The organism is Tepidisphaeraceae bacterium (assembly GCA_035998445.1).
GTDB lineage: Bacteria > Planctomycetota > Phycisphaerae > Tepidisphaerales > Tepidisphaeraceae > DASYHQ01.
This window is the reverse complement of record DASYHQ010000050.1, coordinates 140,245-159,992: the sequence shown is the minus strand read 5'-3', so window position 1 is coordinate 159,992 and position 19,748 is coordinate 140,245. Positions and strand designations below refer to the sequence as shown.

The following is a 19,748-nucleotide window of genomic DNA, read 5'->3' as shown; positions in this document are numbered from 1 at the left end:
TTAGCCAGGAAAGAAATTCCGGCCCAAGTATGTCCTACACATTAAATCAGCCGGCGACCCGCTGGGAAGACGCCATCCCCACCGGCAATGGGCCTCTTGGGGCGATGGTCTTTGGCCATGTGGCCCAGGATTTCGTTCTGCTCAACCATCACCGGTGCTGGCTGGAGAAGCCGCGCGGTGAACTGCCGAGTCTGGCACCGCGGCTCGCGGACATTCGGCGCCTGCAGGCCGAGGGCCGTTGGGCCGAAGCCGCCGCAGTGTTCCCGTCCGTTATCAAGGAGAAGGGTTACCGCTGCGACACGGCCGACTATCACCCGCTGGGCGAGATATGGATCCATCATCACGGCATCGCTGCGACGAGGGATTATCGTTCGTCACTCGACTTAAGCACCGGTGAGGTCGTCGTCGCCTGGACCATGAAGGGGCGCCGCCACGCGCGCCGCCTGTTCGTGTCGCGGGCCGATGACGTTATCGCCCTCACGACGGACGAATGGGAGCCGGGCGCTCTGCACATGGCTTGCCGCCTGCGCCCACACGGCGTGGAGGACGTGACGGATTACGGATCGGGCCGCAAACCGCGGCCGCAAACCCCGCCCATCGCCTGGGACGCACGCGAGGGAACCGGCTGGCACGCCCACATCGGCCGTTACGAAGACGGCCGGGAGTTCGGTGCGGTCCTCCAGGCCCTGCCGGTTGGCGGAGGCAGCGCTTACGGTGATCGGTATTGGGGAGGCGTCTGGTCGGGCGTGAAGGACGCTCAGTCCGCCCTGGTGCTCGTCAAGTGCTGGTACGACGAACCCGCGGATGCTGCGGTCCCGCGTCTGCTCGAGGAACTCGCATCGCTTCCGGCAGATTACAGGACACTTCTCCAGCGACACCGCGAGCATCACGAGCCGCTCATCAATGCGTTCCATCTCGACCTGGGTGCGGAAGAGGCGGATCGCAGCAAGCCAAATAATGTCCTGACACAGGAAGCCTTCCAGGGCGATGTCAGCAACGCGCTCGTCGAACGTATGGTCGCCTTCCAGCGCCATCTGCTCGTCACGGCGGCTCGCGAAGATGCGTGGCCGTTGAACCTTCAGGGTCGCTGGAACGGCGACTATACGCCGGCCTGGGCAAGCGATTACCACAACGACATCAACGTGCAGATGACGTACTGGCTCGCGCCGCAGACGGGCCTCGCCCGCCTGATCGAGCCGCTGGCCGACTACTATTTCGGGTTCCTCGGCGACTATCGCGCCAATGCTCGCCAGTCATATGGCTGCCGCGGGATCCTGCTGCCCGCTTACATGGGAACACATGGGCAGATATCTCACGGCACCTTCGTCCATTGGACGGCCGGCGCCGGGTGGATGGCGCAGCACTGGTGGGAACACTGGCTCGCGACCGGCGACCGCGAATTTCTTCGCACGCGCACGTTGCCGTGGCTCCAGGAGACGGCGGCGTTTTACCTCGACTTCGTTGAGGTCCGCGACGGCGTCGCGCACTTCGCCCCATCCATCTCCCCCGAGAATGCGCCCGCCGGGAAGCCGATGACCGTCGCGGACGCGACGATGGACGTGTCCGTCTGCCGCGAAGTGCTGTGCAACCTGCTGGAGGCCTTGCGGGTCCTTCAATTATCCGACCCACAACAGGAAGAGCGCTACTGGCAACTTTTGGCCGCACTGCCGACGTACGAGGCTAATGCCGAGGGTGGCCTGCGCGAATGGCTGCACGCGGATCTGGCCGACGTGCAGGCCCACCGGCACCTTTCGCACCTGTACGGGCTCTTCCCTGGCTCGGAGATCAATCCGGAAGACACCGCGGAAGTTTACACCTGGGCCGTGCGCGCTTTGGAATTGCGCCAGAATGAACTGGACAGCATGGCCGGATGGAGTTTCTCCTTCATGGCCAACCTCTGGGCCCGCAGTGGCCAAGGCGAACGGGCGCTGGAGAACCTGGAACTGTTGCTGCGGGGATGTACAAACCCAAACCTGCTCAGCTGGGGAAACGACTGGCGAGCCCAAGGGCTGTCGGCGTATTGGGGACTAGGAGCGCAGCCGCCGTTCCAGATTGAGGCCGGCCTGGGCCTTGTGTCGGCCGTGTGTGAAATGCTGGTCCGGTCACGTCCCGGCTTTCTCCACCTGCTCCCCGCCTTACCGAGCGCGTGGCCTCATGGAAGCGTGCGGGGAATTACGACACGGTGCGGCGTAAGGGTAGATCTCTCCTGGTCGGAGAACGGACGTACGTTCTCGCTCAAGCTGAGCAGCCGCGTGGCCCAACAGATCACGCTGCGTCTGCCAGACCACTTCAGCCCGTCGTCTCAGACCATCGAGTTGGCCGCGGGCGATGTTTCGCTTCAATATCGAGCGTAAGTGATCTCGATCGCTATTGATCCGTCAGGAGAACTACCTCGATCAACGAAAGACGCCGGCAACTATGCCAGCGTCTTTCTTGTATCCGTTGTCGAGGTCTTCACGTCGGAAGTTAGAAGATCATCGCGATCACCGCGACCACGATCGCGATCACGCCGAGCACGACCGCCAAAATGCTGAGGATGCCACCCTTCACCTGGGGTGACAGCGACTTCAGCCCGCCCAGCAGCCCAGCGCCGATCGCGACTACGGCCAGCAGCAAGGCGATGAACTCGCTACCGCGGGCGGACATGACGAAGCTGACGATCGCGGCGATGATGGCGACGATCGACGCGGTGCTCTTGGCGGGCGACGAGACGCCAGTATCGTGACGATAATCCATTGCAGTGGCCATGTGCGTGCTCCTGTTGAAAAGCATTCGGGCCGCCCCCACGGGCAGCCCGAACTGATGTTTCAACGGGATGTGATGCAACGGTCGTGCCGCGAGAGGGTGCGCGCGGCTACGCTTTTCCCCGCGATCCGGACCATGCCACCAAGATGGCACGGCGTTCGGGACGTGGGGCGCTGCGAACTGCAACTGGCCTATACGGGGCGCGCCAGACCACTGGCTTCGTAGTCGATCGCAATCTTGTCCTGCAGGATTTCCTGGATCACGACTTCCAGGTCCGTCATGTTGCCGCGATCGATGAGCGGGCGGGCGCCGTCCATCAGTTCCAGCATGCGCTTCTGAATGAGTGCGGTCAGCTTGAACCGGCCGCCAACCTTGTTCACGATCTCGTCGCTCTTGAGTGCTTCAATCATTTGGTTTCCTCGATAAGGGAGACGCAAGCGTCGCCCATCTTCCTGCGGTCTGATGGCGACATAAGTGTCGCCCATGCACTGAATTAAATCCCACCCGACCGTTTATGTCGAATGATCTTGATAATTTCCTCGACGGCGTCGTCAAGGTGGTCGTTGATGACCATGTAGTCGAACGCATGGCTACCTTTCGCCATGTGAATTTCACGCTTGGCCGCCCGGAAGCGCTTGTTGATCTCGTCTTCACTGTCGCGGGCGCGGTCGGTCAACCGCTGCAGTAGTGTAGGCTCATCGGGCGGCAGAATGAAGACGAGCAGCGCTTCGGGGTAGTGGTGCCGCACCTGCATGGCGCCCTGAAAGTCGATTTCCAGAAGCACGTCACGGCCCTGTTTCAGGTAGTCCAAAGCCGGGTGCTTGGGCGTGGCGTAGTAGTCGCCGTACACCTGGGCGTATTCCAGGAACTCGTCGTTGTCCAGCCGGCGGTAGAACTCCTTGTGGTCGACGTGGTCGTACGTCTTCCCGTTCTCCTCGTTTGGCCGCCTTGGGCGCGTGGTCGCGCTGACCGTATACGACACGTTCACCTTGTCGGCCAACAGCCGCGAGATCGTGCTCTTGCCCACGCCGGACGGACCGACGAGAACGATGAGCAGGCCGGGATATTCTTTCGAGTCAAGCATTTAGTTCTTCGTAGGGTGGGGTTCATCCCCACCGTATCTGTTCCCTCGCAGTTTGGGCCGGATGAACCCCATCCTACTGGTCTATTTACCTGACCACATCGCCAACACCATCAAAGCAGCCCAGATCGCGAAGATCACCAAGAGTACTCGAAGCACGCATCGCCAATCGGGCGGTGGTTTCGGCTGTGGCGACTCGTAATCGAGTGGCTCGTTCGGCATATCGACCGGTCACTTGCGTGGTCTCAGTCGGTGAGCACTGCTCACCATCGCGTGGCTCAAATCGTCCACTGAACTGTTCTCAGCCAGAGAATCAGTAAAAACCATCCTGCTATGCACAACAGTGCAAACACACAGACGACCGCGATCAATGGCACCCATGAGACACGCACCTCGCGATTCCTACGACTGTAATGAGCATTCTCGGCAGCGAGATCGCGTGGCCTTTCGGACGTTTCGTAGTCGAGTGGCTCCATCGCTCACTCCACGTTCTGGACCTGCTCCTTCAACCGGTCGATCGCACCCTTAATCTCCACACAATGCTTGGCGATCGTCGCATCGTTCGCTTTGCTGCCGATCGTGTTGGCTTCACGCAGCATTTCCTGCGTGATGAAGTCCAGCTTGCGGCCGGCGTGTTCGCCGGTCTGGCAGGCTTCCTCGAAGGCGGTCAAATGCGTCGAGAGGCGTTGGATTTCCTCGGCGATGTCGGCGCGCTCGGCGAAGACGGCGACCTCGCGGATAAGGTCGTTCTCGTTCACACGCAGTTCGGCCTTCTGCATCAGCTGGTTAACCCGCTGGGTCAGCCGTTTGTGGTAGTCGTCGACCACCATCGGGGCGCGTTCGCTGATCGTCGCGAGGCTGGCCTTAATGACCGCCAGGTGCTTCATCAACTCGCGGAACAGGCTCTCGCCCTCACGGCGGCGCATCTCGTTGAGCTTTTCGATGCCACGCGCGGTGATCTGGCGGATGATCGTGCCGTGCTCGGCGATCTCGTCGGCCTCGTCGCGCGGCTCGCTGCAGACGCCGGGCAGGTTGACCAGGCTGGCCAGGTCGATCGTCAGCAGGCGGTCGAGCCCCTTCACCTGTTGCAGTTGTTCCACGTAGGCCTTCAGGGCCTCGATGTTGATGTGGTACGCCGCCTCGGCGCTGTCGGAGCGCATCTTCAGGATGTAGGTGATGCTGCCGCGGCCCAGCTTTTCGCGGAGCATGGTCTCGAGTTCGGGTTCGAGGCCGCTGACCGTGTCGGGGAGCTTGATAACCGGCTTGAAGTAGCGGTTGTTGAGCGAGCGGATTTCGACGGCGTAATGGGTGCCGTCCTTCTCCGCCGCTGCGTCGCCGAAACCGGTCATGCTGACGATCATATTGCCTTTCAGAACTGGACGAATGCGTAACGTAAAAGGATCAGATTAAGGCTGCGTCGCCGGCACCGCGGGTACCGTGGGCGCAGTGGCGGCCGGGGCGGTGGTCGGTGGGGCGTTCAGGACGTTGGCCTCACCCATGGGGATGGGCGTCGGGGTCGGCGTGGCGGCGGTGGTAGGGGCCGTCGTCGCCGCGGGTGTTGGGGGCATTGCCGGCGTTGGCGCGGGCGTCGCGGCCGGCGCGGTCTCGGGGGCGACTGTTGCCGCGGTCGCCGCTGCGGCAGCGGGGGCGACGCCACCGCGGTTGCGTTGCTCGGCCAGCAGGTTCAGCACGACCGCGAGCACGACGAAGATGCCGAAGACGACCGCGGTGGTCCAGGTCAGCACGTCACCGGTCTTGCTGCCGAACGCCGTGTTGCCCCCCATGCCACCAAACGCCGCCGCCAGACCACCGCCACGCCCCTTCTGCACCAGCACGAGCAGGATCATGAACAGGGAGATCAGCACGAAGGCGATCATCGTTATGTAGAACAGTGCGCTACTGAACATTGGGTTTCCAAATTTGCGATTTGCAATTTGCGATTTGCGATTGAAGAGAGGGACGGAGTAAATCGCCGCTCTTCAATCGCAAATCGCAAATCGCAAATCGGCAATTCCTCAAAGTGCCGCGTTCACAATCGAAAGAAAACTATCCGCCTTCAACGCCGCGCCACCGATCAGGCCGCCGTCGACGTCGGGCTGGGCCAGCAGGCCCTTGGCGTTCTCGGGCTTCATGCTGCCGCCGTACTGGATGCGTACGCGGTCGGCGAAGTCCTTGTTCCACATCTTGGCCAGCGTTTGACGCACGAAGGCGTGAACCTCCTGCGCCTGAGCATCGGTGGCATTTCGGCCGGTGCCGATCGCCCAGACTGGCTCGTAGGCGATGACGACCCGGGCCGGGTCGTCCATCTTGGCCGACAGTTCCTTCAACTGTGTTTCGACGACGTTGAAGGTCGTGTTGGCGTCTCGCTCTTCGAGCTTCTCACCGACGCAGTGGACGAGCGTCAGCCCGCCAGCGTAGATCGCGTGGGCCTTCTTCGACACCAGTTCGCCCGTCTCACCCAGCACATGCCGGCGTTCGCTGTGACCGGTAAGCGCGAACCGCACGCCGAGGTCCTTCAGCATGTCGACCGAGATTTCACCGGTGAACGCGCCGCTCTTCTCAAAGTAGGCGTCCTGAGCGCCTACCATCAGCTTTGACCCCGCGACCGCCTGCGCCACCGCGTCGATGTAAACAAACGGCACCGCGACGCCCACTTCCACGCCTGCGGGCACGCCCGCCGCGACGCCCTTGGCCAACTCGATGGCCGCGGACTTGGTGGTGTTCATCTTCCAGTTGCCAGCGATAAACGGTGTACGTGCCATAGTGCTTTGTTATCTGCCTTGCCGATCAATTCAGTGCCCACAAATGAGCACGAATAGACACGAATAAATGCATTCTTATTCGTGTTCCTTCGTGCTCATTCGTGGGCACGATTTCTTGTTATACCGCCGCCACTTCACCGATCTCGGCGAACTCTTTCCCCGTGACGGCCGCGATCGAGCGCAGCTTGCCCATGAGGTTCTTGAAGGTCTCGGGCAGCAGGGCCTGCGGGCCGTCGCACTGGGCCTCGGCGGGGTTGTAGTGAACCTCGACGATCACACCGTGCGCCCCGGCGGCCATGCCCGATAGCGCCAACGCGCCGACATAGTCTCGCTTGCCGGCGGCGTGGCTGGGGTCGACGATGATCGGCAGGTGGCTCAATTGCGACGCCACCGGAATGCTGGTGATGTCCAGCGAATAGCGGATGCTGTCCTCAAAGGTCTTGATGCCGCGCTCGCACAGGATTACGCCGCGGTTTCCCTGGCTCAGCACGTACTCGGCGCTCAGCAGCCAATCCTTCACCGTCGCGGCCAGTCCGCGCTTCAGCAGGACGGGCTTGCGGGTCTTGCCGACCTCGCGCAGCAGATCGAAGTTCTGCATGTTGCGGGCGCCGATCTGGAAGCAGTCGACGTACTTCTCCATCAGCTCGACCTGACGCGTGTCCATGACCTCCACGCAGATCGGCATGCCCAGTTCGTCGCCGGTGGCGCGCATCCACTTCATCGCGGGCTCGCCGTGGCCCTGGAACGAATAGGGAGAGGTGCGCGGCTTGTAAACGCCACCGCGAAGGACGGTTGCGCCACCGTCGCGCACGTGGCGGGCGATCTGGCCGAGCATCTGCTCGTTCTCGACCGCGCACGGCCCGGCGATGCATGCGGCGTGCGTGCCGCCTACTTTCACCTGCGGTACTTCCGTGCCGAACAGCGACTTGCCACCACCGATCGTGACGACCGAGTCGTCCTCGTGAAACTCGCGGCTGGCGAGCTTGTAGGGCTTCATGATCGGGACGACCTTCTCCACGCCTTCCAACGCCGCCAAGTGCTGCGGGTCCAGCGTGCCCTCCTCACCAACCGCCCCGATCACCGTGCGAAACTGCCCCTGCGACAGGTGCGGCGTCGACCCCATACGCTTGATCTCGTTCGACACCCGCTCGATGGCCTCGGCGGACGTGTGGGGCTGCATCACGATAATCACGGCAAATCTCCGAAACGACAACAATGCTGTCCACGGCCGAGCCCGGCTGTGGGAAAGTCCAGTAGTTTACGGGTTCCTGTGCGGGGGGACAAGGGGAGGGGGAACGCAGGCATTGGTGCTCGTCTGAGTTGTTGCGGAGTCGATGAGTCGCTTGCGGTTCAGCGGTCTGGGAACCACAAGCGACGGTCAAAAAGTCGGGTGGACGTCCGGTATACAAACCATTGGGAGATCGCTAGATTCTGTCATATGGGGTCTAGATACGCGCGTCGATATCAACTGATTGCGTCCTCGGTGGTGCTGCTAGGGCTAACGGGAAGCGGTCTTGCTGACGATTTTCGGGTGTTGCCGTACCTGCAGAACCCTGCCAGCGATGCGATGACGATTCGCTGGTTCAGTGAATCCGCCGACGCGGGCACGGTTGCGCTGGCGGGTGGCCCGACGACGATCGCGTCGTCACCGGCCCTGGCGTCGGCGTTGTCGTACCATTCCGCTGAGGTGGGCTGGCCCCATCCTGCGCGGCCGTACGCGCATTCGGTAAGGCTGACGAATCTTGCGCCTGGCACGAGCTACGAGTACACGGTGCTGCAGAACGGCACACCGTTCACCAGCACGTTTCGAACGGCGCCCGCGAAGACCGACTCGATCCGCTTTGCCGTCTACGCCGACTCGGAAACGGAGCCGGAATCGACCGGGAAGCGGGCGGCGTGGACTGCGCCGATCGGAGCGAATCGCCCCGCGGGGTTGAACGACCAGTACGTCGTCGACCAAACCGAAGGCTACCGCCAAAACCTGGCCGCCATCGCGGCGCGCAATCCGGACTTTGTCGCGATTGCCGGCGATCTTGTGGAATCGGGTGGCGAGCAGCGCGATTGGGACGAATTCTGGAAGCACAACGCCGGTGCCTACGGCACGCTCGCCAGTCGCACGCCGATCATCGCGGCGCTAGGCAATCATGAGAATTACGGCGGTCCGGGAGATCTGGGCGGTTACACGGCAGTGGCGGCGAACCGCTCGACGGATAAGTTCCGAACGTACTTCGAAACCCCTGACAACGGCGCGACCAACGCGCAACACAACGGCCGGTACCATCGGTTCGACCTTGGCCCGATCACCTACATCACGATCGATTCCAGCGACGGTGGTGAACACGGTAAGGCGACCGACACCAATCATCACTTGTCCGGTTCCAACGCGCCCGACTACATGCCAGGCTCGGAGCAGTACGCGTGGCTGCAGTCGCAGTTGGCCGACGCGCAGCAGGCGAGCCAGTTCACGTTCGTGCAGTTTCATCACGCGCCCTATTCCACCGGCCCGCACGGATTGGCCCCGGGCGCGATCGACGCCGGTCTCGACCCGCAATCGGGCGTGCCGATGCGGGCCCTTACCCCGTTGCTGTCCCAGTACGGCGTCGACGCCGTCTTCAGTGGCCACGATGAGATGTACGAACATTCGCTCGTCGACGGCATCCACTTCTACGACGTGGGCATCGGTGGCGACGGTCTGCGGGCGCCGCTCACTGAGGATGTCCTGAAGAACGAGTTCCAGGAGTTCATCGCGCACACCGATGCACCGGAAATCTGGGACGGCAATGTGCTGCTGTCGGGCGGCAAGCATTACGGTCACGTCGAGGTGAACGTGTTCGAAGAGGATGGCATCTGGAAGGCCATCCTGACGCCCGTCTATCTCTTCCCGCTAATGAACACGAAGGGCGAAGTAACCGGTTGGGAACGCCGTGAACACACCACCGACATCGTGACGCTGACGGCGGTGCCCGAGCCGGCGAGCGCGGTCGGCGTCGGCCTGGGTGGCATGTTGCTTCTGGGCACGCGCCGACGCCGATACAGCTAGCGGGACGAACTCGGATAACCGCAGAGACGCGGAGGACGTGGAGATAGAGAGAGACGCGTTCAGAATGCTTTTTCCACTTTGAACGCTTCTCCCTCTATCTCCGCGTCCTCTGCATCTCCGCGGTTGCATTTGGCTTTCTTGATGTGTCGAGATAGGCGAGCGCCGTTCTTACGGCAACGCCTTGCCGCGCGCTGCGAGCAGGATGCGGTACCACTGGTCGCGTGTCAGGTCGATGTCGTCGGCCTTGGCGGCGTCAACGATGTTGGCGGGGGTGGCCGACCCGATAATGGGGATGATCTGGCTGGGGTGTTTCAGGAGCCAGGCGAGCGCGATGACGGTCCGGCTAACGCCGTGCTCGGTCGCGGTGGCGTCGAGCACGTCCAGCAACTTCTGGCGATTCTCCCGATTCGGCGCGTCGGCGGGCAGCGTGCGACCGGCGCCCAGCCAGCCACCGGCCAAAGGGCTCCAGCTGAGCGGGGTGATGGTGCGCTCGATGCATTGATCGAGCGTGCCGTCCGTGAACGGGTCGAGCCGACCGAGGTGAATCTCGACCTGGTTGGCAACCAGTGGGAAGGGCAGGTGGGCCTGCAGCGCCGCGACGAAGCTGGGCGAGAAGTTGCTGACGGCGAACTCGCGCACCTTGCCGGCGCTGCGGACGCGGTCGAACGCAGCGGCGATCTCGGGTGGGTTCATCAGCAGATCCGGGCGATGCAGGTGGAAGACGTCGATCGTCTCGACGCCCAGGCGGGACAACGTCCCTTCGACCGACCGTTCGATGTGCTGGGCCGAAAAATCGTAGCGGTGGGGCGAGTCGGGCGCGGGGTCGCCCGCGAAGCGGATGCCGCACTTGGTGGCGATTAAGATGCGGTCGCGCATGCCGCTGACCTGCTTTAGCGTGTTGCCCAGCGCGGTCTCGCACATGCCCCGGCAGTAGATGTCTGCGGTGTCGAAGAGCGTGTAGCCTGCTTCGTACGCCGCGATGTGCGCCTGCACGGCCTTGGCCATGCGTTCGGGCGTAACCTCGGCAGGGTTCCACGTGCCGACCGAACGCATGTTGCCGTACGACAGGCGCGACGAGACGAGCGACGATCGGCCGAGCAGTTGCGTTTTCATGATGGGTGGACTTTAGCGACGGCGTCGATCGCTGAACAGGTCGGATAGTCGCTACGCGCGCCCCCGCCGGTGCGCACGGAATGCCAGACGCTCGCGTGGCACGCTGGCCGGCGTTCCCGTGTCGCGCTCGTCTTACCCTGTCGTGGTCGCTACCCGATAGCATGCGCATGTCCTCTTCGATTGCCGCTGTTGACGCTGCTAAGTACACTTCCGCCTCGGGCAGGCCCGGGAAGGAACACATGATCGATAAGATCTTTAAGGCGTACGACGTCCGCGCGGTCTATCCGAGCCCGCTAAACGAGGAAATGGCGTGGAAGGTGGGTCACGCTGCGGCCCAGTACCTGAAGCGCAGCCGGGCAGCCCTGCCGGCCGACAAGAAGGTGGCCCGCGAGGACACGATGGTCGTCGGGCGCGACATGCGCCCCCATTCACCCGACCTGGCCAATGCCCTCATGGACGGCATTCGGTCGGTCGGGATGAATGTGGTCGACGTCGGCATGGTCGACACGTCGTTCATCTACTTTGCGATCAACGAACTGGACACCGTCGGCGGCATAATGACGACGGCGTCGCACAACCCCATTCAGTACAATGGGTTCAAGATCAGCGGGCCCAAGGCCAAGCCGATCGGCGCGGCCAGTGGGCTGGGGGACATCAAGCGCATCGCCAGCACGCTGCGCGTGGGCAATACGGGGCTGAAGGGGCAGATCGTCGAGCAGGACCTCTGGCCGGCGTACCGCAAACACGTGCTGCAGTTCATGGACCTGAAGCGCAAGCTGCGCGTCGTGGTCGACGCCAGCAACGGCATGGCGGGTAAGATGGTGCCGCTGGTCTTCAACGACGTGCCGAACCTCGAGATCATCCCGCTACTCTTCGAGATCACCGGCAGCTTCGTGCACGACCCCAATCCGCTGGTCGATTCGAACTTGGACATGCTCAAGGCCAAGGTGCGCGAGACGGGCGCCGACCTCGGCGGTTGCTTCGACGGTGACGCCGACCGGTGCTTCTTCGTCGACGAACTAGGCCAGACGATCGGTTGCGACATCCTGACGGCGGTCATGGCCAAGGATTTCCTGATCGAGCAGCCCGGCGCGACGATCGTCTACGATCTGCGCAGCAGCCATGTGGTGCCCGACGAAATCAAGGCGGCAGGTGGCGTGCCGAAGCGCGACCGCGTTGGTCACGCGTTCATCAAGAAAACGATGGCCGAGACGAAGGCGGTGTTCGGCGGGGAACTGAGCGGGCACTTCTACTTCCAGGGCAACTTTTACGCCGACAGCGGGGCGATTGCGTTCGCCAAGGTGCTGTCGGTGCTGTCGAAGCAGGCCGCCCCGGCCAGCGCGCAGCTCAAGCCGTTCAGCAAGTACTTCCAGACCGGCGAGGTCAACTTTCTCGTCGACGACAAGGACGCCAAGATCCGCGAGATCGCCGAGGCGTATAAGACCGGCAAGAGCGACTACCTTGACGGCATCACCGTTGACATGGGCGACTGGTGGTTCAACGTCCGCAAGAGCAACACCGAACCGCTGTTGCGCCTGAATTTGGAAGCGCCGAGCAAGGCGATGCTGGATGACAAGTTCAAGGAACTGAAGAAGCTGCTGGGCGAGCCGGCGGAGGGACATTAGCTGATCGCTAGCAGACGAGCTCCTCCGGTCCCTCTCCCGGTACTCCGGGAGAGGCTAGGTGAGGGTGATTTCGAACTGCTGGCGCCTCTCATTTGGAACGAAATCACCCTCACCCAGCCTCTCCCATGAGTAAGGGGAGAGGTGCCAGAAGCCGCCCGTACCACACATGAAGCTCGCCTTCTCCACTAACGCCTACACGAAGCACACGCTGTTCGACGCGCTGGCGGGCATTAAGCGCGCCGGGTTCGAGGGCGTCGAGATTCTCGCGGACGTGCCGCACGCATATCCGGACGCGATCGACACCGCCTTCACAGCGCGCGTGCTGGATGAACTGGAACGGCTGGAACTGACGGTCTCCAACGTCAACGCCAACTGCTCGTTCGGTTACTGGCGGCACGCGCCGGCGGAACCGTACTTTGAGCCGAGTTTGATCAGCCCGGACGCGACGATGCGGGCCGACCGCCAGCGGATGATTTTGAAGACGCTCGACTTCGCCGCGGCCATCGGGGCGCGCAACATCAGCATTACGAGCGGCCGGCTGCTCGGGGGCATGCCACCCGACCGGGCGGCCCCTCAGTTCGTGGAATCGATTAAACCTATTTTGGACTCTGCTGAGTCGATGGGGATCGATGTCGGTATTGAGTGCGAGCCCGGCCTATACGTCGAGTACATCGCCGAACTGCGCGACTGGTGTGACCGGCTAGGCAGCCAGCGGTTGGGGGCGAATTTGGACATTGGTCATAGCGTCGTCATTGGCGAGCCAATCGCGGACGTCGTGTCGCTGATGCAGGGGCGGATCTGGAATTTGCACGTCGAGGATCTGCCGGGCCGCAAGCATTACCACATGATCCCGGGTCAGGGCACTTTCCCGTGGGATGAACTGAAACAGTCGCTGCGGGCTATTCAATACGATCGCTTCGCGACCGTCGAGCTCTACACGCACACGCAGAACCCCCAGGCCGCCGCGGATGAGAGTTGTCGTTTTCTTTCGAAACTGTTCGCGGATTGAGACGGGCTCGTTTCGGTCCCCTCTCCTTCCGAGGCGTGCCCGAAGGGAAGTGCGCGTCATCCCGAACGGGAGCGGTAGCGACGTGAGGGATCTCCCACATCCGAGTGACTCTCCCATGTTCTAGATCCCTCGGGTCGCTGCCGCTTTCCTCGGGATGACACTCGGGTTATCTGGCACCGCAACCAAGTCCGGCCCTCGCCCGAATGGCGAGGAGGTCACCGTCCGATAACCGGTCGTCGGTCGTCGACTGGCCTCAAAAACTCGAAAGGGCGGTGCCCGTCGGATATAACTTGTCGCATGACCGACGCATTTCCGCCGACCGATCCCGCAGCCGCCCAGGCGGACATTAACAGCGAGTCGTTCTTGCCGCAGTCGACCGTGCTCATCGTCGACGACAACCCGCAGAACGTCGAACTGCTGCAGGCGTTCCTGGAAGCGCTGCCGGTGCGCATTGCCATCGCGGTAGACGGGGTCGACGCGCTGGAGAAGGTCGCCGAGCACAATCCGGATCTGATTCTGCTGGACATCATGATGCCGCGGATGAGCGGCTATCAGGTCTGCCGCAAGCTCAAGAGCGACCCGAAGACAAAGGACATCCAGATCCTGATGGTGACGGCCCTGAACGAGCTGGGCGATATCGAACAGGCCAGCGAGTGCGGCACCGACGACTTCGTCAGCAAACCCGTCAACAAGCTCGAATTGCTGACGCGCGTAAAGAGCCTGTTGCGCGTCCGTCACCTCAAGAGCGAACTGGAACGGGCCCTGACCTACCTGAACGAGATCGAGCAGGACAATCCCGAGACGTAGGGGAGCGCCGCCTGTGAATGTGTGCCACCGGCGGCTTGTCCACCGGTGTCTTCGTCGAAGAAAAGACACGGGCGGGCAAGCCGCCGGTGGCACATTTAATCAGTTCGCCGTTGCCGCGGAATCGCATTGCACCGCATGTTGGGCCCATGAAAGACACTACCAGCACGATCCACGATTTCCTCGAAGCCGCCGCTGCCCGCACGCCCACGCCGGGTGGTGGGGCCGTTACGGCGCTGGCGGGGGCGCTGGCAGTCACCATGGGGCAGATGGTGATCAACTACAGCGTGGGGCGCAAGGGCCACGAGGCCTTCACCGACGAACTGACGGCCGCCCAGCGGGAACTGCTGAACGCGCGAAACCTGTTCGCGCAGCTGGTCATCGAAGATCAGGCCGCGTTCGAAGCCTTGCGCGACGCCAAGAAGATGCCCGACGGCCCCGACAAGCAGGCGACGCTGAACGCGGCGATTCTGGCGTGTGTGCGCGTGCCGGAAGCGATCGGCGCGACCGCGGTGCGCGTGCTGGAGATCGCCGACGCGCAGGTGGACCACGTGAACCCATACCTGCTGAGCGACCTGGCCGTCTGTGCCGATCTGGCGATGGCGACCGTCCGCTGTGCGATTTACAGCGTGCGGGCGAATTTGCCGGAGATTACCGACCCTGCCGACGTGCGCTCGATCGAGGCGACGGTAAATCAGCTGCGCTCGCGGGCGCTGACGCTGGTGCAAAGCGTGTCGCCGCGCATTTGGGCGCGGTACGAACAGAGCCGGTAAAGCTTCAAGTGAGTTCGTCTGGTTCCCTCTCCCGGTACTCCGGGGGAGGGTTAGGGTGGGGGTGCTTCGAACGGCTGGCGAATCTATTAAGGCAAACTCACCCCCTCTCAGCCTCCCCCGGAATACCGGGAGAGGGGCCGGAGCGGACAATCATGGCAACACCACGCGACCCACGCGACTATCGCGTCACGATCGGAACCCACGGCGACACCGCTTCAGCGGCGTCGGGTTCCACCGGCGCAGCAAGCGCCGGAACCCCCGCGTCCCGCCCGTTCCTCAGCGTCATGTTCAACTGCTGCCGAACCTACGTCCGCGTCTACCGCTCCGCCGACGGCACGCACTATGCCGCCCGCTGTCCAAAGTGCGCCAAATCGGTACGATTCGACGTGGCCGACGGAGGATCGGAATCGCGCAGTTTTGTCGTCGATTGAGCTCGCCTAAACTTCGATGAAGCACGGAGATTAAGAATCACCGTCTCGCCGTCAAACAGGAGGTTCGACTTGGCCACCACCAGCCCGCCCAAACCCGGCACGTACGACATGTCCCGCCCCGGCGGCACGTGCTCGGTCTCCGGCAACTCGATCGAGCCCGGCATGCGCTTCTTCGCTGCGTTACGCGACACGCCGACGGGGTTGCAGCGCGTCGACGTCCTGCCAGACCATTGGGATGCGATCGACAAGACCGATCTGCTGGCCTTCTGGCAGACCACCATGCCCCGGCCGGAACAAAAGAAGAAACTGTTCGTCGACGACGCGATCCTCACCGAACTTTTCGAACGCCTAGGCGAGGCCACCGAAGAGCCCAAACTGAACTTCCGCTTCGTGCTCGGGCTGATTTTGATGCGTAAGCGCATCCTGAGCTACGAGGGCAGCCGCAACGACGACGGTAAGGAGATCTGGGCGATGAAGCTCCGCGGCCGCGACGAACCGCTGGACCTGCTGAACCCGCATTTGCGCGAAGAACAGGTCGCCGACGTCAGCCGACAGCTCACGGAAATATTGAACGAGGGGTGAATTGATGTACCGCACGTCGTTCATAGCGAGTCTGCTTCTCGTAATTCTAACCCTGACTACGGGCTGTCCGTCGCCGCCGGACATCCGCCCGACCACCTACTACGCCGGTCCCACGCTGCCCTTGGCTGCCGTGGTCGATGAGGTCAACGCCAACAACGAGAAACTCCCCACCCTCTGGTCGCGGCACACGTTTCAAGCCTGGATCGTCGACGAACGCCAGAAGGAGACCTACGTCGACGGCGACGGTGAACTGCAATATCGCGCCGGTGGCGATTTTCGGCTTAACTGCAAGAAGGTCGGCCTTGGCGAGATCATGACCCTCGGCACCAACGGCGACACCTACTGGCTCACCGTTCGCCCTGAGGTCGACACGATGTGGTGGGGGCGCATGCGGTTCGTCGGATCGCCTTGCTCGCAGCAGGTCCCGCTCGACCCGACCCTGATCGCGCAGGTGCTGGGCGTGGGGCGCATCGACAGCAACTTCCTCAACCTGCCGGCCCCCGTGCTGCGGTTCAACAACGACCAGGACGTCTATATGGTCACCTGGAACGTGCGCCAGCCAACCCAGTGGGCTGCCCAGCGCGAGGTCTGGTACGACCGCAAGTCGCTGCTGCCGGTGCGCGTGATGCTCTACGGCGAGCACGGCCGCGTGCTGCTGCGGGCGGATCTGGCCAACCACGAGCCCGTGACCACCCAGCGCAACGCCGACACCGGCGCTAAGGTCGCTACGGTGTACACGTTGTCGTTTCCGGACACCGGTTCCCGTATGATCCTTCGCCTGCGCGACCCGTTGTTGTCGCGCAACGGTTTCCCGAAAGACGCAGCGTTCGTGTTGCCCCTGAACAAGCCCGGTGTGGCGAAAGTGATCCAAGTCGATGAAGCGTGCGGCCCGTAATCTTCTCGTCCTCCTGTTCCTGGTCCTCCTCGCATCACCGGCACTGGCCCAGACCCTGCCGACGACGACGGCTGCCACCACCGCTGCCGCTGCAGGCAGCGTCGCGGCAACCGGGTCGGCCGACGGGTTCTGGCTGGCCGTTGGCAAGCCGACCGGCAGCGCCACCACGCCGATCGAGAGCACGATCTACAAGCGCACGTTCGGCCAGGAACGTTTCTCCGTTGTTGCGCGCATCCCCGAGCGCGTGGTCGCGCTGTCGCGCTGGACCGACCGCGCGATCCTGCTGGCCGATGACGGTGACTGGATCGCTGTGTGGCCCGGTGGCAGTGGTGGTGGCACGCCGTTGCCGGCGGGGGGCCGCATCCTGGCCATCGGTGCCGAAGCGCAAAGCGTCTGGGCCGTCGGCACCGTGCCCGGTGGCATCGACAGCGCCCGCGCCGCGACCCGTCCCACCACCGGCCCCCGCGCCGCGACAACCACGACGACGATTACCGCCCCAAGCACCGGTCCCGCAGCGGCAGCCACCGGCCCGGCGACGCAACCGGCCACCACCGGTTCCGCCGTCGTGCTGTTTCGGCTGGACGGCGCCATCTGGAGGCCGATCGTCCAACTGCCCACGCAGCCACCGCTCGACCTGATCAACGGCGCCGAGATCCTCCCGCTGGCTGACCGCGTGATCGTTTCCGTCACGAGCTCGCCGGGCAACTCGACGCTGTTCACGATCAACCCCGCCAATGGGCAGGTAACGTCCACCACGCCTATCGATGGCGGCCCGCTTGCGTTTTTCGGCGGTGTGCAGGGCGAGCACCGCGCCTGGATCTGGACCGGCGATGGCAGCGCCAGCCGGATCGTCCCGGTTGACAACTTCACCAATACGCTCGCTACCACGACGGCCGTGCCCGCAAGCCAAAGTTCGACCGTCGCGTCGGCCTTGGGCACACTGCGGACCATCAACGTCGCCGCCGACGGTAAGGTGACCGAGCAACGGTTGACCTGGGACGGCCAGCCGGTCGGTGAACCGCAACCGGTGCGTCTGCTGGCGCCACCCGATGAAGAGCCGGCGTGGTTCAGCATTGTGAACATCGGCGTGGTGGTAATGCTGGCGGTGACGATCATGGCGTCGTACCGGCAGCGCGACGTGGTGCGCGAGACGATGGCCCGCCGCGACCGCCCACGCGCCGCCAAGTTCTGGATTCGCATGTCGGCGGCCACGGTCGACGCGTTACCGTTGATCATCGGTGGCGTCGTGTACTACCTGCGCCGTCAGCCCGACGAAATCGTCTCCCCCACGCTCGCCGCGACGGCGCAAGGGTTGATCGGCATCGCGGTCTACCTGTTGCACACGACTATCTCCGAACTGATCTTCCGGCGCACGCTCGGCAAGGCGATCTTTGGGCTGGCCGTGGTCGATCTGCAGGGCGTGCGACCGACGGTGTCGGCGATCCTGGTTCGCAACGTTCTGCGCATCGTCGACATCGCGCTGCTGGCACCGTTCCTACTACCGATCCTGCTGGTCGTCTTCTCCCCGCTCGGCCAGCGCGCCGGCGACGCCGCGGCCGGCACCGTCGTCATCGACCTGCGCACGCCCACGATGGCCGACGAGCCAGACGAAGACAACGCCTGACCCGCACCGGCGCGCATAGAATAGGCTGCCGATGAGTTACGTTTCGCGACTGCTGGAACCGAACCTGATCGAACGGCTGAACCACCTGCAGCTGTCGGCGAGGCGCGTCGTGGAGGGCAGCACCGTCGGGCAGCACAAGAGCCCGGTGAAGGGCGCCAGCGTCGAGTTTCGCCAGCATCGCTTCTACACGCCCGGCGACGAACCGCGCCGGCTCGACTGGCGCGTGCTGGGCCGTACCGATCGGCCGTACATCAAGGAGTACGACGAGGAGACCAATCTCCGCTGCGTGCTGATGATCGACGCGAGCGGATCGATGGCCTACCGATCGGCAGCAGGGTCGAAGTTCGATTACGCTTCGACGCTCGCCGCGTCGCTGGCGTACCTGATGCTGGGGCAGACGGAGAGCGTCGGCCTGGCCGTCTTCAAGTCGCGGGTCGCCAGCTGGATCGGCCCGCACGCGGGGCAGGCGCAGCTGTCGCGCATTATCGACGTGCTCGAACGTTCCACCGCCGCCGGTCAGTCGTCGCTTCAGGCCGCGGTGCACGATGTGGCCAACCGGCTCGATCGGCGGGCGCTGGTGATCATCGTCTCGGACCTGTTCTACCCGGTCGAACAGGTGCGCGAGTGCTTGGCACGCCTGCGCCACGACCGCCACGAGACGATCCTGCTGCGCACGCTGGACGCCGACGAGGTCGAGTTTCCGTTCCGCACCTGGTCGCGCTTCCGCGGACTGGAAGGCGAGGCCGCGACGGTCTGCGAGCCGGCGCTCGTGCGCGAGGCGTACCTGCACCGTTTCCGCCAGCACCGCCAGGACCTGACCGACGGCGCCCGCGCGCTCGGAAGTGAGTTCCACACGCTGATGACCGACCGTCCGCTAATCGATTCGCTCACGCAGTTCCTGCACATGCGCGGAGGCGGCAGTGGCGGTGGTACGGCGAGGCGATAGGTTCAAAGGATGCTTGGGTAGCCAATTCCGGTCCCTCTTCCGGTACGCCGGGAGAGGGTTAAGTGAGGGTGATTTCGAACGGCGGCAAACGCCGGAGTAGCTAATGAAGGGCGTTATCAGAACCCGCGTCATCCCGCTGGGAGGCTTGCCGACCTGAGGCAGCTCCACTGGGCGAGAACTGCGCGGCCAATTGAGATCCCTCCCGTCGCCTCAGGCTCCGCTCGGGATGACATAGCACGCGAGGTGTCGGCCTGTTGTGCTTTGAGAGCAAATCCTCATGAGACCCCCCTTGCCTGAACCCTGGTAAACGAGAGGCTG

Annotated in this window: 19 protein-coding genes; 11 read left to right on the top strand and 8 right to left on the bottom strand. The window is 63.4% G+C overall.

Going from position 1 to position 19,748, the window contains the following annotated elements; translation table 11 throughout:
- The first annotated feature begins 29 nt into the window (after positions 1-29).
- Positions 30-2,354 carry a glycoside hydrolase N-terminal domain-containing protein gene (locus tag VGN72_18975; GenBank protein ID HEV7301454.1) on the top strand — a complete coding sequence of 775 codons (2,325 nt, stop codon included), beginning with the start codon at positions 30-32 and terminating at the stop codon, positions 2,352-2,354.
- Between the two features lie 112 nt (positions 2,355-2,466).
- Here VGN72_18975 and VGN72_18970 read toward each other — a convergent pair whose 3' ends face one another.
- The 7 genes from VGN72_18970 to aroF form a co-directional block, all read right to left on the bottom strand.
- Positions 2,467-2,748, bottom strand: a complete 282-nt coding sequence (locus tag VGN72_18970; protein HEV7301453.1) for a hypothetical protein — start codon at positions 2,746-2,748, stop codon at positions 2,467-2,469.
- A gap of 188 nt (positions 2,749-2,936) precedes the next feature.
- Positions 2,937-3,155: a DNA-directed RNA polymerase subunit omega gene (locus VGN72_18965; GenBank protein HEV7301452.1), complete on the bottom strand. Its 219-nt coding sequence runs from the start codon at positions 3,153-3,155 to the stop codon at positions 2,937-2,939.
- An 83-nt stretch (positions 3,156-3,238) separates the two neighbouring features.
- Positions 3,239-3,829 carry a guanylate kinase gene (gene gmk / locus VGN72_18960; protein ID HEV7301451.1) on the bottom strand — a complete coding sequence of 197 codons (591 nt, stop codon included), beginning with the start codon at positions 3,827-3,829 and terminating at the stop codon, positions 3,239-3,241.
- Between the two features lie 476 nt (positions 3,830-4,305).
- Positions 4,306-5,175: a YicC/YloC family endoribonuclease gene (locus tag VGN72_18955; protein HEV7301450.1), complete on the bottom strand. Its 870-nt coding sequence runs from the start codon at positions 5,173-5,175 to the stop codon at positions 4,306-4,308.
- A 57-nt stretch (positions 5,176-5,232) separates the two neighbouring features.
- Positions 5,233-5,733, bottom strand: coding sequence for a preprotein translocase subunit SecG (secG, locus tag VGN72_18950; GenBank protein ID HEV7301449.1), 501 nt, complete (start codon positions 5,731-5,733; stop codon positions 5,233-5,235).
- 108 nt (positions 5,734-5,841) lie between these two features.
- The gene (gene tpiA, locus VGN72_18945; GenBank protein HEV7301448.1) at positions 5,842-6,588 is read right to left on the bottom strand and encodes a triose-phosphate isomerase; all 747 of its coding nucleotides are present in this window, start codon (positions 6,586-6,588) and stop codon (positions 5,842-5,844) included.
- Between the two features lie 118 nt (positions 6,589-6,706).
- Complete coding sequence (gene aroF, locus VGN72_18940) at positions 6,707-7,780, bottom strand: 3-deoxy-7-phosphoheptulonate synthase (GenBank protein ID HEV7301447.1); 1,074 nt, start codon at positions 7,778-7,780, stop codon at positions 6,707-6,709.
- Positions 7,781-8,119: 339 nt separating this feature from the next.
- Here aroF and VGN72_18935 point away from each other — a divergent pair, with 339 nt between their 5' ends.
- Positions 8,120-9,628 carry a metallophosphoesterase family protein gene (locus tag VGN72_18935; protein HEV7301446.1) on the top strand — a complete coding sequence of 503 codons (1,509 nt, stop codon included), beginning with the start codon at positions 8,120-8,122 and terminating at the stop codon, positions 9,626-9,628.
- Positions 9,629-9,796: 168 nt separating this feature from the next.
- Here the strand turns inward: VGN72_18935 and VGN72_18930 are convergent, their stop codons facing one another.
- A complete protein-coding gene (locus VGN72_18930) occupies positions 9,797-10,741 on the bottom strand; it encodes an aldo/keto reductase (protein ID HEV7301445.1) in 945 nt (314 codons plus the stop codon).
- A gap of 239 nt (positions 10,742-10,980) precedes the next feature.
- On the opposite strand from VGN72_18930, the gene VGN72_18925 reads away from it, so the two are divergent.
- The 9 genes from VGN72_18925 (at position 10,981) to VGN72_18885 (ending at position 19,430) form a co-directional block, all read left to right on the top strand.
- Positions 10,981-12,366, top strand: coding sequence for a phosphomannomutase/phosphoglucomutase (locus VGN72_18925; GenBank protein ID HEV7301444.1), 1,386 nt, complete (start codon positions 10,981-10,983; stop codon positions 12,364-12,366).
- A 166-nt stretch (positions 12,367-12,532) separates the two neighbouring features.
- The gene (locus VGN72_18920; GenBank protein ID HEV7301443.1) at positions 12,533-13,375 is read left to right on the top strand and encodes a sugar phosphate isomerase/epimerase family protein; all 843 of its coding nucleotides are present in this window, start codon (positions 12,533-12,535) and stop codon (positions 13,373-13,375) included.
- Positions 13,376-13,672: 297 nt separating this feature from the next.
- Positions 13,673-14,182, top strand: a complete 510-nt coding sequence (locus VGN72_18915; GenBank protein HEV7301442.1) for a response regulator — start codon at positions 13,673-13,675, stop codon at positions 14,180-14,182.
- Positions 14,183-14,328: 146 nt separating this feature from the next.
- On the top strand, positions 14,329-14,952 hold the full coding sequence (locus VGN72_18910) for a cyclodeaminase/cyclohydrolase family protein (GenBank protein HEV7301441.1): 624 nt from the start codon (positions 14,329-14,331) through the stop codon (positions 14,950-14,952).
- Between the two features lie 152 nt (positions 14,953-15,104).
- Complete coding sequence (locus tag VGN72_18905) at positions 15,105-15,383, top strand: hypothetical protein (GenBank protein ID HEV7301440.1); 279 nt, start codon at positions 15,105-15,107, stop codon at positions 15,381-15,383.
- A 69-nt stretch (positions 15,384-15,452) separates the two neighbouring features.
- Positions 15,453-15,965 carry a hypothetical protein gene (locus tag VGN72_18900; protein HEV7301439.1) on the top strand — a complete coding sequence of 171 codons (513 nt, stop codon included), beginning with the start codon at positions 15,453-15,455 and terminating at the stop codon, positions 15,963-15,965.
- A gap of 1 nt (position 15,966) precedes the next feature.
- Complete coding sequence (locus VGN72_18895) at positions 15,967-16,860, top strand: hypothetical protein (protein ID HEV7301438.1); 894 nt, start codon at positions 15,967-15,969, stop codon at positions 16,858-16,860.
- Positions 16,841-18,484: an RDD family protein gene (locus tag VGN72_18890; GenBank protein ID HEV7301437.1), complete on the top strand. Its 1,644-nt coding sequence runs from the start codon at positions 16,841-16,843 to the stop codon at positions 18,482-18,484. Before VGN72_18895 ends, VGN72_18890 begins: the two co-directional genes overlap by 20 nt.
- 31 nt (positions 18,485-18,515) lie before the next feature.
- Entirely contained in the window at positions 18,516-19,430 is a 915-nt protein-coding gene (locus tag VGN72_18885) for a DUF58 domain-containing protein (GenBank protein HEV7301436.1), read from the top strand.
- The last annotated feature ends 318 nt before the right edge of the window (positions 19,431-19,748 follow it).

Coding starts and splice junctions, on each gene's coding strand:
- VGN72_18975 (HEV7301454.1), top strand. CDS start 30: ATGTCCTACACATTAAATCAGCCGGCGACCCGCTGGGAAGACGCCATC.
- VGN72_18970 (HEV7301453.1), bottom strand. CDS start 2,748: ATGGCCACTGCAATGGATTATCGTCACGATACTGGCGTCTCGTCGCCC.
- VGN72_18965 (HEV7301452.1), bottom strand. CDS start 3,155: ATGATTGAAGCACTCAAGAGCGACGAGATCGTGAACAAGGTTGGCGGC.
- gmk (HEV7301451.1), bottom strand. CDS start 3,829: ATGCTTGACTCGAAAGAATATCCCGGCCTGCTCATCGTTCTCGTCGGT.
- VGN72_18955 (HEV7301450.1), bottom strand. CDS start 5,175: ATGACCGGTTTCGGCGACGCAGCGGCGGAGAAGGACGGCACCCATTAC.
- secG (HEV7301449.1), bottom strand. CDS start 5,733: ATGTTCAGTAGCGCACTGTTCTACATAACGATGATCGCCTTCGTGCTG.
- tpiA (HEV7301448.1), bottom strand. CDS start 6,588: ATGGCACGTACACCGTTTATCGCTGGCAACTGGAAGATGAACACCACC.
- VGN72_18930 (HEV7301445.1), bottom strand. CDS start 10,741: ATGAAAACGCAACTGCTCGGCCGATCGTCGCTCGTCTCGTCGCGCCTG.
- VGN72_18925 (HEV7301444.1), top strand. CDS start 10,981: ATGATCGATAAGATCTTTAAGGCGTACGACGTCCGCGCGGTCTATCCG.
- VGN72_18920 (HEV7301443.1), top strand. CDS start 12,533: ATGAAGCTCGCCTTCTCCACTAACGCCTACACGAAGCACACGCTGTTC.
- VGN72_18915 (HEV7301442.1), top strand. CDS start 13,673: ATGACCGACGCATTTCCGCCGACCGATCCCGCAGCCGCCCAGGCGGAC.
- VGN72_18910 (HEV7301441.1), top strand. CDS start 14,329: ATGAAAGACACTACCAGCACGATCCACGATTTCCTCGAAGCCGCCGCT.
- VGN72_18905 (HEV7301440.1), top strand. CDS start 15,105: ATGGCAACACCACGCGACCCACGCGACTATCGCGTCACGATCGGAACC.
- VGN72_18890 (HEV7301437.1), top strand. CDS start 16,841: ATGAAGCGTGCGGCCCGTAATCTTCTCGTCCTCCTGTTCCTGGTCCTC.
- VGN72_18885 (HEV7301436.1), top strand. CDS start 18,516: ATGAGTTACGTTTCGCGACTGCTGGAACCGAACCTGATCGAACGGCTG.